This is a genomic window from Pseudomonas umsongensis (assembly GCF_002236105.1).
In the GTDB taxonomy this organism is placed as follows: Bacteria; Pseudomonadota; Gammaproteobacteria; order Pseudomonadales; family Pseudomonadaceae; genus Aquipseudomonas; species Aquipseudomonas umsongensis.
In genome coordinates this window covers 170375-188479 of record NZ_NIWU01000007.1, presented here as the reverse complement: position 1 = coordinate 188479, position 18105 = coordinate 170375, and the positions used below count along the sequence as shown (strand labels likewise).

The 18105-nt window shown below is 60.1% G+C and carries 18 protein-coding genes; 11 read left to right on the top strand and 7 right to left on the bottom strand.

Annotation, left to right across the window (positions count from 1 at the left end; genetic code table 11):
• Positions 1-108: 108 nt before the first annotated feature.
• The 3 genes from gpgS to gpgF are packed head-to-tail and all read left to right on the top strand — an operon-like array spanning position 109 to position 2982.
• Positions 109-1221 carry an N-acetylglucosaminyl phosphatidylglycerol synthase gene (gene gpgS / locus PSUM_RS26790; protein WP_083350189.1) on the top strand — a complete coding sequence of 371 codons (1113 nt, stop codon included), beginning with the start codon at positions 109-111 and terminating at the stop codon, positions 1219-1221.
• Positions 1214-1990 carry an N-acetylglucosaminyl phosphatidylglycerol deacetylase gene (gene gpgD, locus PSUM_RS26785; RefSeq protein ID WP_033039762.1) on the top strand — a complete coding sequence of 259 codons (777 nt, stop codon included), beginning with the start codon at positions 1214-1216 and terminating at the stop codon, positions 1988-1990. The genes gpgS and gpgD overlap by 8 nt, the downstream gene beginning before the upstream one ends.
• Positions 1987-2982, top strand: a complete 996-nt coding sequence (gene gpgF / locus PSUM_RS26780; RefSeq protein WP_020797878.1) for a glucosaminyl phosphatidylglycerol flippase — start codon at positions 1987-1989, stop codon at positions 2980-2982. Before gpgD ends, gpgF begins: the two co-directional genes overlap by 4 nt.
• Here the strand turns inward: gpgF and PSUM_RS32230 are convergent.
• On the bottom strand, positions 2960-3139 hold the full coding sequence (locus PSUM_RS32230; RefSeq protein ID WP_080725283.1) for a hypothetical protein: 180 nt from the start codon (positions 3137-3139) through the stop codon (positions 2960-2962). The two genes, gpgF and PSUM_RS32230, sit on opposite strands and share 23 nt — an antisense overlap.
• A gap of 85 nt (positions 3140-3224) precedes the next feature.
• Positions 3225-4073: a formyltetrahydrofolate deformylase gene (gene purU / locus PSUM_RS26770; protein WP_020797876.1), complete on the bottom strand. Its 849-nt coding sequence runs from the start codon at positions 4071-4073 to the stop codon at positions 3225-3227.
• A gap of 328 nt (positions 4074-4401) precedes the next feature.
• Between purU and mvaT the strand changes: the two genes are divergently transcribed.
• Positions 4402-4779: a histone-like nucleoid-structuring protein MvaT gene (gene mvaT / locus PSUM_RS26765; RefSeq protein ID WP_008058684.1), complete on the top strand. Its 378-nt coding sequence runs from the start codon at positions 4402-4404 to the stop codon at positions 4777-4779.
• Between the two features lie 98 nt (positions 4780-4877).
• Here mvaT and sbcB read toward each other — a convergent pair whose 3' ends face one another.
• Entirely contained in the window at positions 4878-6308 is a 1431-nt protein-coding gene (gene sbcB, locus PSUM_RS26760; protein ID WP_083349681.1) for an exodeoxyribonuclease I, read from the bottom strand.
• A 184-nt stretch (positions 6309-6492) separates the two neighbouring features.
• On the opposite strand from sbcB, the gene PSUM_RS26755 reads away from it, so the two are divergent.
• Genes PSUM_RS26755 through PSUM_RS26730 form a run of 6 tightly spaced genes read left to right on the top strand, consistent with a single transcriptional unit; the run spans position 6493 to position 13212 of the window.
• Complete coding sequence (locus PSUM_RS26755; RefSeq protein ID WP_083349682.1) at positions 6493-7218, top strand: RDD family protein; 726 nt, start codon at positions 6493-6495, stop codon at positions 7216-7218.
• Positions 7215-8192 carry a stage II sporulation protein M gene (locus PSUM_RS26750; RefSeq protein ID WP_083350190.1) on the top strand — a complete coding sequence of 326 codons (978 nt, stop codon included), beginning with the start codon at positions 7215-7217 and terminating at the stop codon, positions 8190-8192. Before PSUM_RS26755 ends, PSUM_RS26750 begins: the two co-directional genes overlap by 4 nt.
• Positions 8179-9726: a DUF4129 domain-containing protein gene (locus tag PSUM_RS26745; RefSeq protein WP_083349683.1), complete on the top strand. Its 1548-nt coding sequence runs from the start codon at positions 8179-8181 to the stop codon at positions 9724-9726. The genes PSUM_RS26750 and PSUM_RS26745 overlap by 14 nt, the downstream gene beginning before the upstream one ends.
• Entirely contained in the window at positions 9723-10886 is a 1164-nt protein-coding gene (locus tag PSUM_RS26740) for a DUF4350 domain-containing protein (protein WP_083349684.1), read from the top strand. The genes PSUM_RS26745 and PSUM_RS26740 overlap by 4 nt, the downstream gene beginning before the upstream one ends.
• Entirely contained in the window at positions 10883-11884 is a 1002-nt protein-coding gene (locus PSUM_RS26735) for an AAA family ATPase (protein WP_020797870.1), read from the top strand. The genes PSUM_RS26740 and PSUM_RS26735 overlap by 4 nt, the downstream gene beginning before the upstream one ends.
• Entirely contained in the window at positions 11881-13212 is a 1332-nt protein-coding gene (locus tag PSUM_RS26730; RefSeq protein WP_083349685.1) for a DUF58 domain-containing protein, read from the top strand. The genes PSUM_RS26735 and PSUM_RS26730 overlap by 4 nt, the downstream gene beginning before the upstream one ends.
• Positions 13213-13240: 28 nt before the next feature.
• Here PSUM_RS26730 and PSUM_RS26725 read toward each other — a convergent pair whose 3' ends face one another.
• Together PSUM_RS26725 and PSUM_RS26720 are read right to left on the bottom strand one after the other, a co-directional pair.
• Positions 13241-13600 carry a PilZ domain-containing protein gene (locus PSUM_RS26725; RefSeq protein ID WP_020797868.1) on the bottom strand — a complete coding sequence of 120 codons (360 nt, stop codon included), beginning with the start codon at positions 13598-13600 and terminating at the stop codon, positions 13241-13243.
• Positions 13601-13838: 238 nt separating this feature from the next.
• Positions 13839-14213, bottom strand: a complete 375-nt coding sequence (locus PSUM_RS26720) for a tetratricopeptide repeat protein (RefSeq protein WP_020797867.1) — start codon at positions 14211-14213, stop codon at positions 13839-13841.
• 172 nt (positions 14214-14385) lie between these two features.
• Here PSUM_RS26720 and pyk point away from each other — a divergent pair, with 172 nt between their 5' ends.
• Positions 14386-15837, top strand: a complete 1452-nt coding sequence (pyk, locus tag PSUM_RS26715) for a pyruvate kinase (protein ID WP_020797866.1) — start codon at positions 14386-14388, stop codon at positions 15835-15837.
• 179 nt (positions 15838-16016) lie between these two features.
• Here the strand turns inward: pyk and PSUM_RS26710 are convergent, their stop codons facing one another.
• Positions 16017-16952 (bottom strand): iron-sulfur-binding ferredoxin reductase, encoded by a 936-nt coding sequence (locus tag PSUM_RS26710; RefSeq protein WP_020797865.1) that lies wholly within the window; start codon positions 16950-16952, stop codon positions 16017-16019.
• Complete coding sequence (locus tag PSUM_RS26705) at positions 16945-18051, bottom strand: GGDEF domain-containing protein (protein WP_083349686.1); 1107 nt, start codon at positions 18049-18051, stop codon at positions 16945-16947. The genes PSUM_RS26710 and PSUM_RS26705 overlap by 8 nt, the downstream gene beginning before the upstream one ends.
• Between the last annotated feature and the right edge of the window lie 54 nt (positions 18052-18105).

Below are 18105 nucleotides of genomic sequence, written 5' to 3'. Positions count from 1 at the left end.
CAATCCGTCCATACACCACCCCCTCCCCATCCCCGCCAAATCCTGACCGAACAACTATTCTTCATTAAGGTCAACCAAGGAGAACAACGCACCGGAGGAGTGTTCATCGTGCATATCGCTGACATAACCATGTTCTACGCCCCTGCCAGCGGTGGCGTACGCACTTATCTGGATGCCAAGCATCATCGCCTGTGCACCAGGCCCGGTATCCGCCACAGCGTGTTGATACCGGGGGCCGCTCTCAGCGAACAGGATGGCATCTATACGGTTCCGGCTCCCGCCCTGCCTTTCGGCAAAGGTTATCGCTTCCCTCTGCGTCTCGCGCCCTGGCGCAATGTCCTGCAGGATCTGCAGCCCGACTTGATTGAAGTCGGCGACCCCTACCTCACCGCCTGGGCGGCCCTGGACGCCCGTCGCCAACTGGATGTGCCCGTCATCGGCTTTTATCACTCCGACCTGCCACTGCTGGCCCGCAATAGAATGGGCAATTGGGTCACGCCAAACGTCGAGGCCTATGTCAGCAAGCTCTACGGAAACTTCGACCGGGTACTGGCACCGAGCAGGGTCATGGCCGATAAACTGACCGGCCTTGGGGTGAAGAACGTTTTCGTGCAGCCCCTGGGGGTCGATCTCCAGGTGTTTCATCCCGATGCACGGGACAGCGACCTTCGGGCCGAGCTGGGCCTTGACGAAAACACTCATCTATTGATCTTCGCGGGGCGCGGTTCCAAGGAGAAAAACCTGCCGGTGCTGCTCGAATGCATGAAGCGCCTGGGCCGACGCTATCACTTGCTGCTGGTCGGTTCGTCGATGCCGACCTCTGTGCCGGGAAACGTCACGGTCATCGACGGGTTCCGCCCTGCCACCCAAGTCGCCCGCCTGATGGCCAGTGCCGACGCGTTGCTGCATGCCGGTGACCAGGAAACCTTTGGCCTGGTGACCCTCGAAGCCATGGCCTGCGGTATCCCCGTGGTGGCGGTGGCTGCTGGCGCCTTTGAGGAAATCATCACCGATCAATGTGGCGTCTTGTGCGCCCCCAACGATCCGTTGGCCATGGCCAACGCCGTGCGCGAACTGTTCAGGCAGGGCAGCGTAGCCCTCGGCCAGCAAGCCCGACGCCATGTCGAGCGGTATTACGCCTGGGACGCAGTGGTCAACAGCCTGCTCGGCCATTATCACGCCGTCCTCGGCAGTCAATGGCCGCGAGCCGCCAATGGTTGAATCTATGAGCGCCCCGAGCCTGCTGCTGGTACTGCACGATGTCGCGCCACCCACCTGGGCCGATTACCAGCCCTTTGTCGAAGCCGTCGACGCGCTTGGCAGCGTGCCGATCACCTGGCTTGTTGTGCCGGATTTCCACAAACACTACGACTTGCGAGCCCAACCGCAATTTTGTCGTCAGCTCGGCGCACGGCTCGAGCGCGGCGATGAACTGGTGCTGCACGGTTATTTTCACTGCGATGACGCGCCGAAGGCGAGCAATCCCCATGACTGGTTCATGCGCCGGATCTACACCCATGAAGGCGAGTTCTACAGTTTGTCTCGCGAAGCCGCCCTCAACCGCTTGCACGCCGGCATTGAAATGTTCCAACGGAACAATTGGCCGCTCCAGGGTTTCGTCGCTCCCGCCTGGTTGATGAGCGAAGGCACGCGCCAGGCCTTGCGCCAATTACCGCTGGATTACACCAGTGATGCCCGGCATCTTTTTCGCCTGCCTGATTTCACTGCAATCGATGCCCCCGGACTGGTCTGGAGCGCACGCAGTGCCTGGCGGCGTGGCGTATCGAAACTGGTCAGCCAGCAACTCGAACAGCGCTGGCGATCGGCGCCGGTAATTCGATTGGGCCTGCACCCGGTGGACATGCGTCATGAGTTCTCGCGTACGTACTGGCTGCAAACCCTCAAGCGCCTGCTCGATGAGGGCCGCGTACCCATGACCAAGACCCGTTGGCTGGCCCTGCAAAGCCAGCGCATGGGGCGTGCGGCATGAGCCGCTCGATCCTGCTGTGCATCGGTCTACTTGCCGCGTTACTGATTCCCTGGCTCCTGGGCGGCAGCGAAACCTGGTCACGGCTCAATGACTTTCCACTGAGCAGCTTGCTGGTCATGCTCGGCATGATCTTGCTGTGCTGGGTGGTCAATACCCTGCGATTGCGCCTGTTGCTGGGAGATCAGCGCGACAAGGTCAGCCCGGTCAAGAGCCTTGGCGTGGTGATGGCCGCCGAATTTGCCTATTGCGCCACGCCGGGAGGCAGCGGCGGGCCGCTGACCATCATGGCCTTGCTGGCGCGCAATGGCGTGCGACCGGCCAGGGGCAGCGCCGTGTTTGCCATGGACCAATTGAGCGATCTATTGTTTTTTCTCTGCGCATTGACCGGCATTCTGATTTACGCCCTGTTCCAGCATCTCAGCCAGCACATGGCGTGGTTGCTGATCATCAGTGCCCTCTCGATGTTTGGTGGGCTGGTCAGTTGCGTGGTGGTGGCGCGCTATCACCGCCTGGTAATCCGTATGGGGGGCCGACTGCTGGCACGCCTCAACGTCGAGCCCTCGACCCGCATGCGTTGGGCACGCAAACTCCTGCACTTCCTGGCGGCGTTTACCGACACCCTGAAGTTACCCCCGCAAACATTGATCACCGTGTTTGGTTTGACTTGCGTGCATTGGATCTTGCGTTACAGCGTGTTGTACCTGGCGCTGCGCGGGCTCGGCGCGGACTTGCAGTGGGCCTGGAGCTTCCTGATCCAGATGGTTTCATTGAGTGCGGGGCAGTTCAGCCTGTTGCCAGGCGGTGCGGGGGCGGCTGAACTGACGTCAGCGGCACTGTTGGCGCCCATGGTGGGTAAATCCACGGCGGCGGCCGCGATCCTGATCTGGCGGGCGGTGACCTATTATTTTTACTTGCTGGTGGGTGGACCGGTGTTCTTGCTGATGCTGGGCCGGCCATTGCTCAAGAAGCTTATGAAGAATGTGTATCCGTAGGCCCAGGCTCTAGCTGCAACGCCTCCCACAACTCGGCAGCCCCCGGAAACTCCGTGCCATCTTCAGGGCTCAGTTCATCGGGGTCGTACCGACTCAAGCAACCCTCACCCAAGGTGGCGGGTGCCTTCGAGGTGGCTTTGTCCAGTGGATCGGCCATGCTCATGTCCTCGGTGCAGAAACGGCGAAGGGCCTGTGCGATTGAACGCCCAGGCCCTTCGAATTTCAACCCTGTCGTGCAGCGGTCAAAACACCACGGTTTTGTTGCCGTGTACCAGTACCCGGTCTTCCAGGTGGTAACGCAGGCCACGGGCCAGCACCATTTTCTCGACATCTCGACCGAAGCGCACCATGTCTTCGATGCTGTCGCTGTGGCTGACACGCACCACGTCCTGCTCGATGATCGGGCCGGCGTCCAGCTCTTCAGTCACATAGTGGCAAGTAGCGCCAATCAGCTTTACCCCTCGAAGGGAAGCCTGGTGGTAAGGCTTGGCGCCGACGAACGACGGCAGGAAGCTGTGGTGGATGTTGATGACCTTGTGCGCATATTCCCGGCACAGCTCAGGCGGCAGGATTTGCATGTAGCGGGCCAATACGACCACTTCAGCATCATGCTGCTTGACCAGGCGCGAGACCTCGGCAAATGCCGGCTCCTTGTCCTGGGGATTAACCGGTACGTGGTAGTAGGGAATGCCGTGCCATTCGACCATGCTGCGCAGGTCGTCGTGGTTGGAAATCACGCAGGCGATTTCACAATCCAGTTCATCGCTGTGCCAGCGATGCAGCAAGTCGGCGAGGCAGTGAGACTCGCGGCTGGCCATCAACACGACGCGCTTTTTCTGCTCGGTATCGGTAATACGCCAGTCCATCGAAAACTCTTCGGCAATCGGCGCAAAGGCTTCGCGCAAGGCTTCGATCCCGAAAGGCAGCGAGTCGGCACGAATTTCGTGACGCATGAAGAACCAACCACTGAGATTGTCCGAGTGGTGGCTCGCTTCAGTGATCCAGCCGTTATGTGACGCCAGAAAGTTACTGACTTTGGCAACGATGCCGACGCGGTCCGGGCAAGAAATCACCAGCCGAAAAGTGCGCATGAGGGGGAAACTCCAGAACTTCGCAAAGGCGGGCATTCTAGCGATTGTGCAGCAAAACTGCAGTATTGATGACACGCCGCCTTCCCCAATGGCCTGCGCCAACGTTCGCGCAGCACCAGGCGAACGCCCCTAATTGGCTATCGACCAGCACTGATTTGTAAATATCTGTAGCACAGGTGGCGAGTTATTTAACTGCGCCTCCAATGTGCGCTGAACTCACTGGAATTTAATTAAATAAACTCAGGTTTAATGTTTACTTGATGAAACAGCCTGACTATTATTGCCGCACTGTCACCTGCCATCCAGCGCCCTACATAAGGTAGTAATCATGTCCTTGATCAACGAATATCGCGCCACCGAAGAAGCTATCAAAGAGCTGCAAGCCCGTTTGAAGAATCTGTCCCAAGACGACAAACTGCAGACTGAGCTGGAATTCGAAGGCAAACTGCGCACCCTGATGGGCGAATATTCCAAATCCCTGCGCGACATCATCGCGCTGCTGGATCCAGAAGCCAAAACCAAAGCGCCACGTGGCGGTGCAGTAAAAACTACTGGCACCAAGCGTGCTCGCAAAGTTAAACAATACAAAAACCCGCACAACGGCGAAGTCATCGAGACCAAAGGTGGCAACCACAAAACTCTGAAAGAGTGGAAAGCCAAGTGGGGCGGTGACGTGGTTGAAGGCTGGGCTACCCTGCTGGGCTAAGCTCACGCGCTTGTCGCGGATCGATTGCGACAAAAAAAACGCCAGCATACGCTGGCGTTTTTTTATGCCCGGAGTTTAGCCCCGGGGCATTTTCGATTTCAAAGATTCAAACGATTGCGAAGACCCTGAACATATTCCCGCCAATCATTGAGAACCGCCTGCTGCAACGATGTCGCTGTAAGGGCCAACTGGGCTGCCGCCTCTGTAAAACTATCCAGGGTATTTGGCGCGCCCCATTCAGGGACTGATAGACGTTTCTGACAGAATATTCGCCAGCGTTCTTGCTCGTCGAGATTCAAGGTATCGGGAAAGTTACGTGCTCGATATCGAAACAATAGCTCTGGCAAACGTTCATCATCGAAAGGCCATTGCTGTTGCGCCAATTGCAGCGGGTCGGCTGTTCTGACTTGCTCGCATAAACGCCGATCACGGTCCCCGATAAATCCGTTGTATAACTGTTGCTCAGGATCCTCGCTCGAGGAAAAATCTTCCCGGGCATAAATCGCCAGAACTTTAGCTTGCCAATCCTGCTGCGCGTCACTTAGCCGCAGTGCACGTTGCTGATAGAGCGCAACATCCATCCCCAAGCGCAGCTGATCTGCGGGACGAAGAACCGATAAAGGCGCGACCACGGGGCATTTATTGATGTGGATAAGCTTGAGCGGTACGGGTAATTCACCTTCTGTCAGCTCGTCGCGGCGGGTATACAAACGCTGGCGCAAGGTTTCGGCATCGAGATCGAGCAAACCCTGCGGGTCGAGGTGCAGGTCGCAAACAATCAGTGCGTTCTTATTGCGTGGGTGCCAGGCCAAGGGCAACACTACGCCGACATAGTTGCGCGCCGCAGAAAAGCGCCCTGAAACATGCACCATCGGTTGCAGCAAGCGCACCTGGTCCAGCACCTTTTGTTTACTGCGAAGCTGAAACAACCAGTCATACAACTTCGGCTGTTTTTCCCGGATCAGGCGCGCCAGGGCAATCGTGGCGCGAACGTCCGACAGCGCTTCGTGGGCGCTGCCATGATCGATCCCGTTAGCGGCGGTCAGGCGTTCGAGCTTGAGTGTCACTCGCCCTTCTTCGTCTGTCGGCCAGACAAGGCCATCGGGGCGCAAGGCATAGGCTGCGCGAACGACATCGATCAGGTCCCAGCGACTGTTACCACCCTGCCATTCCCGTGCATAAGGGTCGAAAAAATTGCGGTACAGGCTGTAGCGGGTCATCTCATCGTCGAAGTGCAAGGTGTTGTACCCGGCGCCGCAAGTACCCGGCGCCGCCAGTTGGGCATGCACCCGGGTCATGAAGTCGGCTTCGCTCAACCCGTCCTCGGCCAGTTGGGCGGGCGTGATGCCGGTGATTGCGCAAGCCGCGGGATGCGGCAGGATGTCGTCGCTGGGCCGGCAAAAGAGATTGACAGGCTCGTCGACTTCATTGAGCTCGAAGTCAGTACGCAACCCCGCCATTTGCAGCGGGCGGTCGCAACGGGGATTGATACCCGTCGTTTCGTAGTCGTACCAGAAGATGGAGGTCACGGGCTATTCCTGAACTGAAGATTGGCGAAGTCTAGGCGTTCCCGTCCCGCTCCGGCCAGCAATCGTGCCATTGAATCATCCCTGGCCACGCAATATGCAATACATAGTTATGTCGTTTTTTCCGGCGAGGCTGCTAGCATCCGGTGAAGAGACAAACCGATCAGGCCACAGCATCAGGTTGCCCATGCTCGACACCACAGCACTGCCACGGAAAGCAACGCTGCCACCACCACTGGACACGCGGTATCAGGTGGAAACGCCCGAAGGCATAGACTTGCCGCTGCGACCGGCCGGCTTGATGGTGCGCGCACTGGCGTTTTCCATCGACCTGGCGATACGCGGGTTGATCCTGGGCCTGATGTTCATTGCTTTGGCAATGCTCGGAAAACTCGGTGCGGGGCTGGGTTCGATCCTGCTCTTCGGCGTAAGCTGGTGGTACATGGTGCTGTTCGAAGTCTTCAACCAGGGGCGCTCACCGGGCAAACAATGGATGGGTCTTCGGGTCATACAGGACGATGGCACGCCTATCGACTGGTCCGCGTCACTGTTGCGCAACCTGCTGCGATTTGTCGACATGTTGCCGTTTGGCTACTTTCTCGGCGCTATCAGTTGCCTGCAACACCCCAATTTCAAGCGCCTCGGTGACCTGGCCGCCGGCACGCTGGTGGTCTACCGCGAGCAGCCACTTACCCGTCCCCAACTCCCACCCTCGCAACCCCGTCGTCCTCCTTTTGCCCTGACACTGACCGAGCAACGTGCCATCCTCGGTTTTGCCGAACGCCAGGCCGGACTGTCCGATGCCAGGGTCAATGAGCTCGCCTCGATCCTCGCGCGCCCCCTTCAGGTTCCGGCTCCCCGCGCCGTGGCCGAACTCAACGGCATTGCCCACGGCTTGTTGGGTCCGACATGAAACAAAGCCTTTTCGAACATCGACATATGGCTGAATGGGAGCAGTTCTCCCTCCTGCTGGACAGGCTGGAGCGGGACAGCAAAGCCAAAGGGGCCGACAATTTCCTGGCCGATTATCGGCGCATCTGCCAACACCTGGCGCTGGCCCGCGAGCGCGGTTACAGCAGTTTCCTGAATGACTCATTGCAGCAACAGGTGTTACGTGGGCATCAGCAGCTTTATCGACATCGCAGCCATTTTGGAGCCCATGCACTGGGTTTCATCCTGGCGGGCTTCCCCCGGCTGGTACGTGAACAATGGCGCTTCGTGCTCGCTGCCAGCCTGATGTTTTTCGGCAGCCTGATCGCAATGGCAGGCCTGGTTTATCTGTTTCCGGAACTGGTCTACAACCTGATTCCAGCCGATCAGGTCAGCGACATGCAAAGCATGTACGACCCCGATGCCGGTCACCTGGGACGCTCGATGGAGCGTGCGGCCAGTGAAGACTGGGCGATGTTCGGCTACTACATCATGCACAACATAGGGATCGCCTTTCAGACCTACGCCAGCGGATTGCTGTTCGGCCTGGGCAGCGCGTTTTTCCTGATCTTCAACGGCTTGATGATCGGCGCGGTCGCCGGACACCTGACGCATATCGGCTACGGGCAAAGCTTCTGGTCGTTCGTGGTCGGTCACGGTGCCTTTGAGTTGACGGCCATTGCCCTGGCGGGTGCCGCCGGCCTGCAACTGGGTTGGGCGTTGATTGCACCGGGACGCCTGCCCCGCGCCGAAGCCTTGCGCGTGGCGGCCCGCAAGAGTGTTCTGCTGATTTGCGGCGTCATGTTGTTTCTGCTGATTGCGGCATTTATAGAAGCCTACTGGTCGTCGATGACGACACCGGCACCCCTGATCAAATACCTGGTCGGTGCGGCCCTCTGGGTGCTGGTGGCGATTTACTTGATATTCGCCGGACGGACGCATCATGCGCCTGAGTGACACCACCGTGGTCATTCGCCCAAGATCGACCTGGGAAGCCATGGACCTCGGCGTGCTGTTGAGCCAGCGCCACCGGTGCCTGCTGATGAGCAGCTGGGCGATTGTCACCTTGCCGGTTTTCGCGGTGCTCACCTGGTTGCTGTGGGATTCGCCGACCTTGGCCGTGTTCATCTTCTGGTGGCTGAAACCGGCGTTTGAACGCTTGCCCTTGTACATCCTTTCCAAAGCCATTTTTGCAGAAACGCCCACCCTCAAGCAGGCGCTTTACCAGTGGCCACGGTTGCTCAAGCCACAACTGCTGGCCAGCCTGACCTGGCGACGCCTGAGCCTGAGTCGCAGCTTCACGCTGCCCGTGTTACAGCTCGAAGGCCTGAGCGGTGATGCGCGCCAACAGCGGTTGCAAGTGTTGTTGCAGCGTGACGCCAGCGCGGCACGCTGGCTGACCGTGATAGGTGCGCACCTGGAAGGCGCGTTATGGATCGGTTTGATGGTGCTGTTCTATCTGCTGTTGCCACAACAGGTCGCCCTCGACTGGAGCTGGCAGTCGCTGATCAGCGCCGCGACGCAGGACTGGCACTGGCTGGAACACCTGTCCAACGGCTTCTACGTCCTGGTGCTGGTGATTTGGGAACCGATCTACGTGGCCGCTGGCTTCAGTCTGTACCTGAACCGACGCACCGCACTCGAAGCCTGGGATATCGAGCTGGTGTTTCGCAGCCTGTCCCATCGTTTGAGCGGAGCGACCCTTGCCCTGTTACTGACGGCGACCTTGCTGCTGCCGATCGCCCCTATCGCCTGGGCGTCCGAGTCGGCCCTTGCGACGCCCGACAGTCCGCGCATGCTGCAGCAACCACTGACCAGCCAGGGGTCCAGGGACAGCATCAAGGCCATCCTCGACCAGCCTCCGTTCAAGAACAGGGAAACCGTCACCCGCTATCGATTCGGCGAAAACCAGGCCGCGGACCAAGGCGCGAATGAAGACCACACACCCCAATGGCTAAAGGCGCTGCTCCAGATGTTTGACAACCGAGACTTCGGCGCGTTGGCCACGCTGATCGAAGTTGTGCTGTGGGCAGCCGTGATCACCGCCATCGGGGGCTTGATCTGGTACTACCGTGAGGGGTTGCAGGCATTCGTCAGCCGTCGCCCGCGTCCCGCTAAAAAAGCCCCCCACCCGCCTCCCCCGCAGGCATTTGGCCTTGACCTCAGCCGCGAGACCCTGCCCTGCGACATCGCTGCCAGTGCCGAAAGCCTCTGGCAGAACAATCCGCGTGCAGCGCTTGGCTTGCTCTATCGCGCCCTGCTCAGCCGCCTCTTGCACGATTTCGACATGCCACTCAAGGCCGCCGACACCGAAGGCCAGGTGCTTGAACGCATCGAACAACTACAGCACCCGGCCCTGCTGGCCTTCAGCAAAGACCTGACCGTGCACTGGCAAAACATGGCCTATGGACACCAATTGCCACCCGCGCATGTTCAGCGCGAACTGTGTAACGGCTGGCGTGGCGTATTTGACTCGGGAATCCCCCATTGAACCGGCGCGCCTGGCCATTCATCAGCACGATGACCGCTGTCCTGCTGGCCGTGTTGATGATTTATCTGTACCTGAAGGCAACGCCCTATCCGGTCGAAATCGACCATGGCCCGGCGCCTGAAGCCCTGGTCAACCCGTACCTGGCCGCCGAGTTTTTTTTGCGCAAGCAGGGCCTGAGTGTCAGCCATGCCAACAGCCTCGATATCCTGCCAACCCTGGCGCCGCAGCATCACAGCCTGTTGTTGCTAGGCGATCGCTACAACATGACGCCCAGGCAGATCGATCAGGTGCTGGACTGGGCCCAAGCCGGCGGGCGCCTGCTGTTCGTTGCCCAGTCGCTGTGGGATGAAAAGACCGGGCAAAGCAATGACCTGTTGCTGGATCGGGTGCAACTGCAACAGTCGCTGAGCAAAGACCTCAAGGACCCACCGCCCGACACCCCGGATGATCCCTACCCGCAACTGACCAAACTCTATCTGGAAGATGAAGACGCACCGGCCTACGCGGGCTTCGATACCACGTTCCATCTCGAAGACCCGAAAAACCTCGTCAAGGCCTGGGCCAACAGTGCCAAGGCAACCCATATGATGCAACTGAACCACGGGCTTGGCTCGATCATTGTGGTGACCGACGCCGACCTGTGGAAAACCCCGGCCATCGATCAATACGACAACGCCTGGCTGCTCTGGTACCTGACCGCCGATACCAGCGTGACCCTGCTGTTCAATACCGAGCACGACAGCCTGCTGACACTGCTGCTACGCCATTTCCCCCAGGCGTTGGTCGCCTTGGCCGCCCTGATCGGCCTGGGTTGCTGGCACTTCGGCGTGCGCCATGGGCCACTGCTGCAACCGCAAACCAAAGCTCGCCGCCAATTGCAGGAACACCTGCGCGCCAGCGCCGATTTCATGTTGCGACACAACGGCCAGGACAGCCTGTTGCAGGCCTTGCAGCAAGACATACTGCGCCGCGTGAGACATCGTCATCCTGGCTATGAACAACTCGATGTCGCCGAACAATGGCGGGTGCTCGCCCGTCTGAGCGGCCAGCCCGCAGACGCGATCAGCCAAGCCATGGGCCCGCGGTCGAAACAGCGGTTTTCCAGTGCTGAATTCAGCCGCCAGGTCGCCCACCTGCAAACCTTGAGGAATGCGTTATGAGTCAACCGATCGAGCCCGATGCAATCGACCACGCCATCCGGCAACGCCAGCGTGCCTGCCAGTTGGCCCAGGCGGTGCGCCATGAATTGCAAAAAGCCGTGATCGGCCAGGACACCGTCATCGACGACGTTCTCACCGCCCTGCTCGCTGGCGGCCACGTATTGCTCGAAGGCGTGCCGGGGCTGGGCAAGACGCTGTTGGTCAGGGCGCTGGCACGTTGTTTCGGCGGCGAATTCGCGCGTATCCAGTTCACGCCGGACCTGATGCCAAGCGATGTCACCGGGCATGCGGTGTACGACATGCAGACCGAGCAATTCAAGCTGCGCAAGGGACCGTTGTTCACCAACCTGTTGCTCGCCGACGAGATCAACCGGGCCCCGGCAAAAACCCAGGCCGCACTGCTCGAAGCCATGCAGGAACGCCAAGTCACCCTCGAAGGCCGCGCCCTGCCCATCGCGCAGCCATTCATGGTGCTCGCCACGCAAAACCCCATCGAACAGGAAGGCACTTACCCGTTGCCGGAAGCCGAACTCGATCGCTTCATGCTCAAGGTGCGCATGGACTACCCTGACGTGGAGCAGGAGTTGGACATGGTGCGCCAGGTCAGCCGCTCGACCCGGGCCGACATGCTCGATGTCCAACCGCTGCGCACGGTGCTGCAAGCCAGGGAGGTCCTGGCCTTGCAGCGCATTGCCAGCGATTTGCCGCTGGACGACCAGGTCCTCGACTACGCCGTACGCCTGGCTCGCACCACCCGCAGTTGGCCCGGCCTGACCCTCGGTGCCGGGCCTCGTGCATCCATTGCGCTGGTGCGCTGCGCAAGGGCGCGGGCGTTGTTGCGCGGTGGCGAGTTTGTGATCCCTGACGACATAAAAGGCTGCGCCCTGGCCGTTCTGCGCCATCGTGTGCGCATAGCGCCGGAACTGGATATCGAAGGGCTGGACGTCGATCAGGTGTTGCGGCAACTGCTCGACCAAGTACCGGCGCCACGGCTGTGAAACCCTCGCGCCTGCTACTGGCCTGGCTTGCGACCTTGCTGGGCATCGGTCTCATTCTGGGCACATTGCACGCATTGGACATCGCGGTTCCATCAACGCTGTTCTCGATCAACTGGGGCTTGCTCCTGGCTCTCTTGGCCCTGGCAATAATCGACGCCATCCGTCTCAACCGCCTGCCGTCGCCCCGGGTACAACGTCAACTGCCCGGCAGCCTGGCCCTCGGCCGTTGGAGCGTCGTGCGACTGCAAGTCGAGCACGACTTTCCCCTGCCACTGAACATCCAGGTCTACGACCACGTACCCGACGGCCTGAGCTTCGAAAACCTGCCGCTGTCGGTGGAACTTCAACCCGGCCAGCACAGTGACATCGATTATCGCCTGCGCCCGCTCAAGCGCGGCCACTTCAGCTTCGAGAACTGCGAAATCAGCCTGCCCAGCCCATTGGGGCTATGGCACGGCAAACGCCTGCTGAGCGTGATTGACAGCACCCGCATCTATCCCGACTTCGCCCGACTCTACGGCGGCCAACTGTTGGCGGTGGACAACTGGCTCAGCCAACTCGGTGTTCGCCAGCGCCAACGACGTGGCCTGGGCCTGGAGTTTCATCAGCTAAGGGAATTTCGCGAAGGCGACAGCCTGCGCCAGATCGACTGGAAAGCCACTGCCCGCCAACGCACACCCATTGCCCGGGAGTACCAGGACGAGCGTGACCAACAGATCATCTTCATGCTCGATTGCGGTCGACGCATGCGCAGCCAGGACGGCGAGCTGGCGCATTTCGATCATGCGCTCAATGCCTGCCTGTTGTTGAGCTACGTCGCGCTGCGCCAAGGGGATGCGGTAGGCCTCTGCACCTTTGCCAGTGATCATCCGCGCTTCCTCGCCCCGGTGAAAGGCGCTGGCCAGCTCAACGTGGTGCTCAACTCGGTCTACGATCTGAACAGCACTCAACGCAGCGCCGATTATCAAGCCGCTGCCAGCCAACTGCTGTCCCGGCAGAAACGGCGGGCGCTGGTGCTGCTGGTCACCAACCTGCGCGATGAAGACGATGATGAACTGCTGACTGCCGTCAAGCGCTTGAGCAAGCAGCACCAGGTGTTGGTCGCAAGCTTGCGTGAGAGCGTCCTGGATACGACGCGACTATTGCCGGTGCAAACTTTGTCAGAGGCGTTGGCCTATTGCGGGACGGTCGAATACCTGAATTCGCGCGCAGCACTCCATGAGCGCTTGATCGCCCACGGAGTACCGGTAGTGGATGGGCAACCCGAGGCGTTGGGCCCCGAGTTGGTCACCCGGTACTTGAGCTGGAAAAAAGCAGGGACGATTTAACAACGCTCCAAGCGCAACCCATGCGGCATCAGGCAGACGCCGGCAACGGCTGAAAACTGAAGTACTGCCTCAATGCCTCCACCAGTTGCCCATACTCCGGGGGTGCCCGTTGCAGGCTGAACCCGGCGTCATAGTAGTGAGGAGTTGCGTCTTCATGACACCACAGGCAACACGCCCGCAGATCGATGACCTGCATGCACCCGCCGCTCGCGGGGATTTTCAGGCGCAAATCGAAATCCACGCCGATCATCATCGGCAACTGACTGATAAGCATCAGCCCGTCTTCGGAGACGTTGCCGAGATAGCCAATCGGCTTGTCGGTAATGCGGTTGAACACTTTCAGAAAATACGGCAGTTGATGCCGCTCGATCCGGCGGTCAGTGAACATGCTGAATTCGCTTTGCCAGGCCCTTAAGCAGGGCCGCACTAATGCTTCGGAACGGGCCGGCCTGATAGACAGGCGATGGGCGCGCTCTCCCCGATCCTGGTGCGACAGTCCATGAACCGCTGCCGCTTACTCCTGCCGATCACAGGTGTTACGTCGGTTTGCAGACAAGGCTCCAAACCGATCTATTCGACTATAGCTCACCGTCGCCGGCGAGCCAGCCACCAGATGAGAAACGTAATCAGAAGCGGGTTGGACGTACCGTCGCCGAACTTCGCAGCGGGTAGTGATTGAGTGCTTGCAAGGTTTCCAGGCGAGCCTGGGCGCGATACGCGTATTCGCTTTGCGGATACGAAGCAATGATGAACTGGTAGGTTTGCGCCGCATCGACAAACAGTTTTTGCCGTTCCAGACACAAACCGCGCAACATTGACACTTCTGGCCACACATAAGGCCGCGCGCGGCTGGCGCGTTCAACTTTGGAAAGCTCGAGCGTCACTTGCTCGCAATTACCACGGTCATAGGCGCTATAGGCAAGGTTCAAATGGTGGTTCATCGACCAACGGGTGCAGCCCACGACACTGAGGGCAAGGACGGCTATGAGCACGAATCGCATGGGAGTTCTCCTGACTTGAGCTCTGTATCGACCCGTGGACGAAAATCTTCAGGTGGCAGGTCAGCAAAAGTGTTCATTCAAAGAATCAAACGAATAAGTAGTGCACATGAACAATGACTACACCCCAAGAGCATAGTAGCCTCACTCAGCGCTTGAACTCAGGAGTCTTTGCATGTCCGTCCGTCGTACCAAAATCGTCGCCACCCTTGGCCCGGCCAGTAACTCGCCGGAAGTTCTCGAACAGCTGATCCTGGCTGGCCTGGACGTAGCCCGCCTGAACTTCTCCCACGGCACCCCCGACGAGCACAAGGCTCGCGCGAAGCTGGTGCGTGACCTCGCTGCCAAGCACGGCCGCTTCGTTGCCCTGCTGGGTGACCTGCAAGGCCCGAAAATCCGTATCGCCAAATTCGCCAACAAGAAGATCGAGCTGAAGATCGGTGATCAATTCACCTTCTCCACCAGCCATCCCCTGACCGAAGGCAACCAGCAAGTGGTCGGCATCGACTACCCGGACCTGGTCAAGGACTGCGGTGTAGGTGACGAGCTGCTGCTCGACGACGGCCGCGTGGTGATGCGCGTCGACACCGCCACCGCTACCGAACTGAACTGCACCGTGACCATCGGCGGCCCGCTGTCAGACCATAAAGGCATCAACCGTCGCGGTGGTGGCCTGACGGCACCGGCCCTGACCGAGAAAGACAAGGCAGACATCAAGCTCGCTGCCGAAATGCAGGTCGACTACCTCGCCGTGTCCTTCCCGCGCGACGCCGCCGACATGGAATACGCCCGTCAACTGCGCGACGAAGCCGGCGGTACCGCCTGGCTGGTGGCGAAGATCGAACGTGCCGAAGCCGTAGCCGACGACGAAACCCTCGACGGCCTGATCAATGCCTCCGACGCCGTAATGGTGGCCCGTGGTGACCTGGGCGTGGAAATCGGCGACGCCGAACTGGTGGGCATCCAGAAGAAAATCATTCTGCACGCGCGCCGCCACAACAAGGCCGTGATCGTGGCGACCCAGATGATGGAGTCGATGATCCAGAACCCGATGCCGACCCGCGCCGAAGTGTCCGACGTAGCCAACGCCGTGCTCGACTACACCGACGCCGTGATGCTCTCGGCCGAAAGTGCCGCCGGCCTGTACCCGCTGGAAGCTGTGCAAGCAATGGCGCGAATCTGCGTTGGCGCTGAAAAGCACCCAACCAGCAAGACCTCCAGCCACCGCATTGGCAAGGAGTTCCAGCGCTGCGACGAGAGCATCGCCCTGGCCACCATGTACACCGCCAACCACTTCCCGGGCGTGAAGGCGATCATCGCCCTGACCGAAAGTGGCTACACCCCGCTGATCATGTCGCGCATCCGTTCCTCGGTGCCGATCTATGCGTTCACTCCACACCGTGAAGCCCAGGCGCGCGCGGCGCTGTTCCGTGGCGTGTACACCATTCCATTCGATCCGGCTTCGCTGGCACCGAACGAAGTCAGCCAGAAGGCGATCGACGAACTGGTCAAGCGCGGCGTCGTACAGAAAGGCGACTGGGTCATCCTGACCAAGGGCGACAGCTACCACACCACCGGTGGCACCAACGGCATGAAGATCCTGCACGTTGGCGATCCGATGGTCTGAGTGACCGCTCGCTGAAAAACGAAAGCCCTGCCATGTGAATGGCGGGGCTTTTTTGTTTTGAAGATTAAAAGATCGCAGCCTGCGGCAGCTCCTACAGGGAACGCATTCCATTGTAGGAGCTGCCGCAGGCTGCGATCTTTTTTGGGTTCAATGCCGCCATTGCCTTGAGCTGTATCATCTCAACCACGGGGCAGGAACACGTCGGCCAGCAGTTGATTACGCGGCAGTCCTGCCAGGTACAGGCGCCGGGCGAAGGCGTCAACGCTATCGGGGGCTCCACAGACCAAGGCGAGGGTTTGCCGAGAGACAAGGCGCATTTGCGCCAATGCCGCTGGCAACCCGGCTGGGGTCCAGAGCTCGATACTGAGGTTCGGACGACTGGCTGCCATGGCTTGCAGGGGTTTGGCCAGATAATGCTCATTGGCATCATGGGCCAGGTGAATCACACGGATGGCACCCTGATGATCCTGACGCAATGCTTCGCGCAACACGCCAAACAATGGTCCCAGGCCGGTGCCGGCGGCCATTAGCCACAACGGCCGGGCATGCCAGTCCGGGTCGTAATGCAATGCCCCGCCCCGCAACTCGCCGAGGCGGACTGGATCGCCAATGCTCAGCTGACGCGCCGCGTCACTGAATTCACCTGGCAGGCGGCAATCGAGGTGGAACTCCAGGAAGCGGTCTTCCTCCGGCAGGCTGGCGAGGGAATACGGCCGCGCCACATTACCGGCCCACAACACCAGATGCTGACCTGCGCTATAGCGCAATGGACGCTGCGGGGTGAGGCGCAAGCGCAATACGCTGGCGCTCAACCAATCGACGGCCGCGACTTCGGCCGGGCTGCCATCCTGCTGCGGGTCGAAGGTGTGCACTTGCAAATCCTCGACCACCTGGCACTGGCATGCCAGCCGCCAGCCTTGCTGGCGCTGCTGCGCACTCAAGGCATCGGGCCGGCTGTCGCTCGGCAGCCCTTGCACGCATTGCACCAGGCACGCATGGCAACTGCCGGCACGACAGCTGTAAGGCACCGACACGCCGTTCTGATTCAGGGCATCAAGCAGATTACTGCCAACTGGCACCGACCATTGGCGGTCACCGACGCGCAACTCAGGCATCGACGTTTTCCCATGCTGCAGCGCAACGGTTGCGGCCGTCACGTTTGGCCCGATAAAGCGCCTGGTCAGCCCGCTGCAAGGCCTCGTCAAGATCATCACCCGGTAACAGCAGGGTCATGCCGGCGGACAGGCTGAGACTGCCGACTTTCAAGCCGATCAGCTCGACATCGATAAAGGCGAGGCGCAGCCGCTCGCAACAAGCGGTCAATCGACCGGCATCGCAATCAGGCAGCAACACCACAAACTCTTCTCCGCCGTAGCGCGCCAGGACATCACCGTCGCGCAGGCAGGCCGACGCCACGCCGGCAAATGCCTGCAATACCTGATCGCCAGCCGCATGGCCGTGAATATCGTTGATGCGCTTGAAGTGATCGAGGTCGATCAGCGCCAGGCCATGCACGACGCTGGCGTCCATGGCCTTGAGTTCGCGTGAAGCCAGGCGCAGGAAATGCCGGCGATTGAACAGTCCGGTCAACTCGTCGGTAGCGACCAGATCCTCGAGCTGGCGCATCATCCCGCGCAACGTGTCCTGGTGCGCCTGCAAGGCGAAGCGGCGTTGACGCATGCGCAGGCGGGAGGCCTGGACGTAACGGGCGTACAGCTCAAGCCAGACCAGCACGATGAACAGTACGCATACCTGCAATGCGGCCAGCGCCGGGTCGGCCAGCTGGAAGTGGTAGCCCTCCCACAGCGTGATCGCGCTGAAACTGAAAAAGACCAGCAACGCACAGCGCGCAAATGCACGGCGCGACAGATGAAACAGCCCGAACAACAGAATCAGCACGTAGAACACCAGAAACGCGCCACGAGCCTCATCCAGATTGGCAATCAGCCAGGTTTGCCAACCCAGCCCCAGCAGCACCTGCGTCTCGGTCAGGCTGGGGTCGGAAAAACGCAGGTTGCAGCCGCTGTAAAACACTACGAACAACGCCGCCTGGCTGATGACCACCAGCCCACTGCCGACGGCGACGTTGGCCAGCGACTCATCGTAGTGGCCGGTAAAAAACGCCAGCCACAGCAGTAGCAGGGCCAGGGCGTAGGTGCCGGCTGCGAGGGAAAAACGTTTGAGCAACAGGCGCTGGATGGCGTTATGGGTCAATCGTTGACTCACCCTATGAAAGGAGACTGACAGAGCGTCCTACTCTACAGACCG

Coding starts and splice junctions, on each gene's coding strand:
- gpgD (WP_033039762.1), top strand. CDS start 1,214: ATGGTTGAATCTATGAGCGCCCCGAGCCTGCTGCTGGTACTGCACGAT.
- gpgF (WP_020797878.1), top strand. CDS start 1,987: ATGAGCCGCTCGATCCTGCTGTGCATCGGTCTACTTGCCGCGTTACTG.
- PSUM_RS32230 (WP_080725283.1), bottom strand. CDS start 3,139: ATGGCCGATCCACTGGACAAAGCCACCTCGAAGGCACCCGCCACCTTG.
- purU (WP_020797876.1), bottom strand. CDS start 4,073: ATGCGCACTTTTCGGCTGGTGATTTCTTGCCCGGACCGCGTCGGCATC.
- mvaT (WP_008058684.1), top strand. CDS start 4,402: ATGTCCTTGATCAACGAATATCGCGCCACCGAAGAAGCTATCAAAGAG.
- PSUM_RS26755 (WP_083349682.1), top strand. CDS start 6,493: ATGCTCGACACCACAGCACTGCCACGGAAAGCAACGCTGCCACCACCA.
- PSUM_RS26750 (WP_083350190.1), top strand. CDS start 7,215: ATGAAACAAAGCCTTTTCGAACATCGACATATGGCTGAATGGGAGCAG.
- PSUM_RS26745 (WP_083349683.1), top strand. CDS start 8,179: ATGCGCCTGAGTGACACCACCGTGGTCATTCGCCCAAGATCGACCTGG.
- PSUM_RS26735 (WP_020797870.1), top strand. CDS start 10,883: ATGAGTCAACCGATCGAGCCCGATGCAATCGACCACGCCATCCGGCAA.
- PSUM_RS26725 (WP_020797868.1), bottom strand. CDS start 13,600: ATGTTCACTGACCGCCGGATCGAGCGGCATCAACTGCCGTATTTTCTG.
- PSUM_RS26720 (WP_020797867.1), bottom strand. CDS start 14,213: ATGCGATTCGTGCTCATAGCCGTCCTTGCCCTCAGTGTCGTGGGCTGC.
- pyk (WP_020797866.1), top strand. CDS start 14,386: ATGTCCGTCCGTCGTACCAAAATCGTCGCCACCCTTGGCCCGGCCAGT.
- PSUM_RS26710 (WP_020797865.1), bottom strand. CDS start 16,952: ATGCCTGAGTTGCGCGTCGGTGACCGCCAATGGTCGGTGCCAGTTGGC.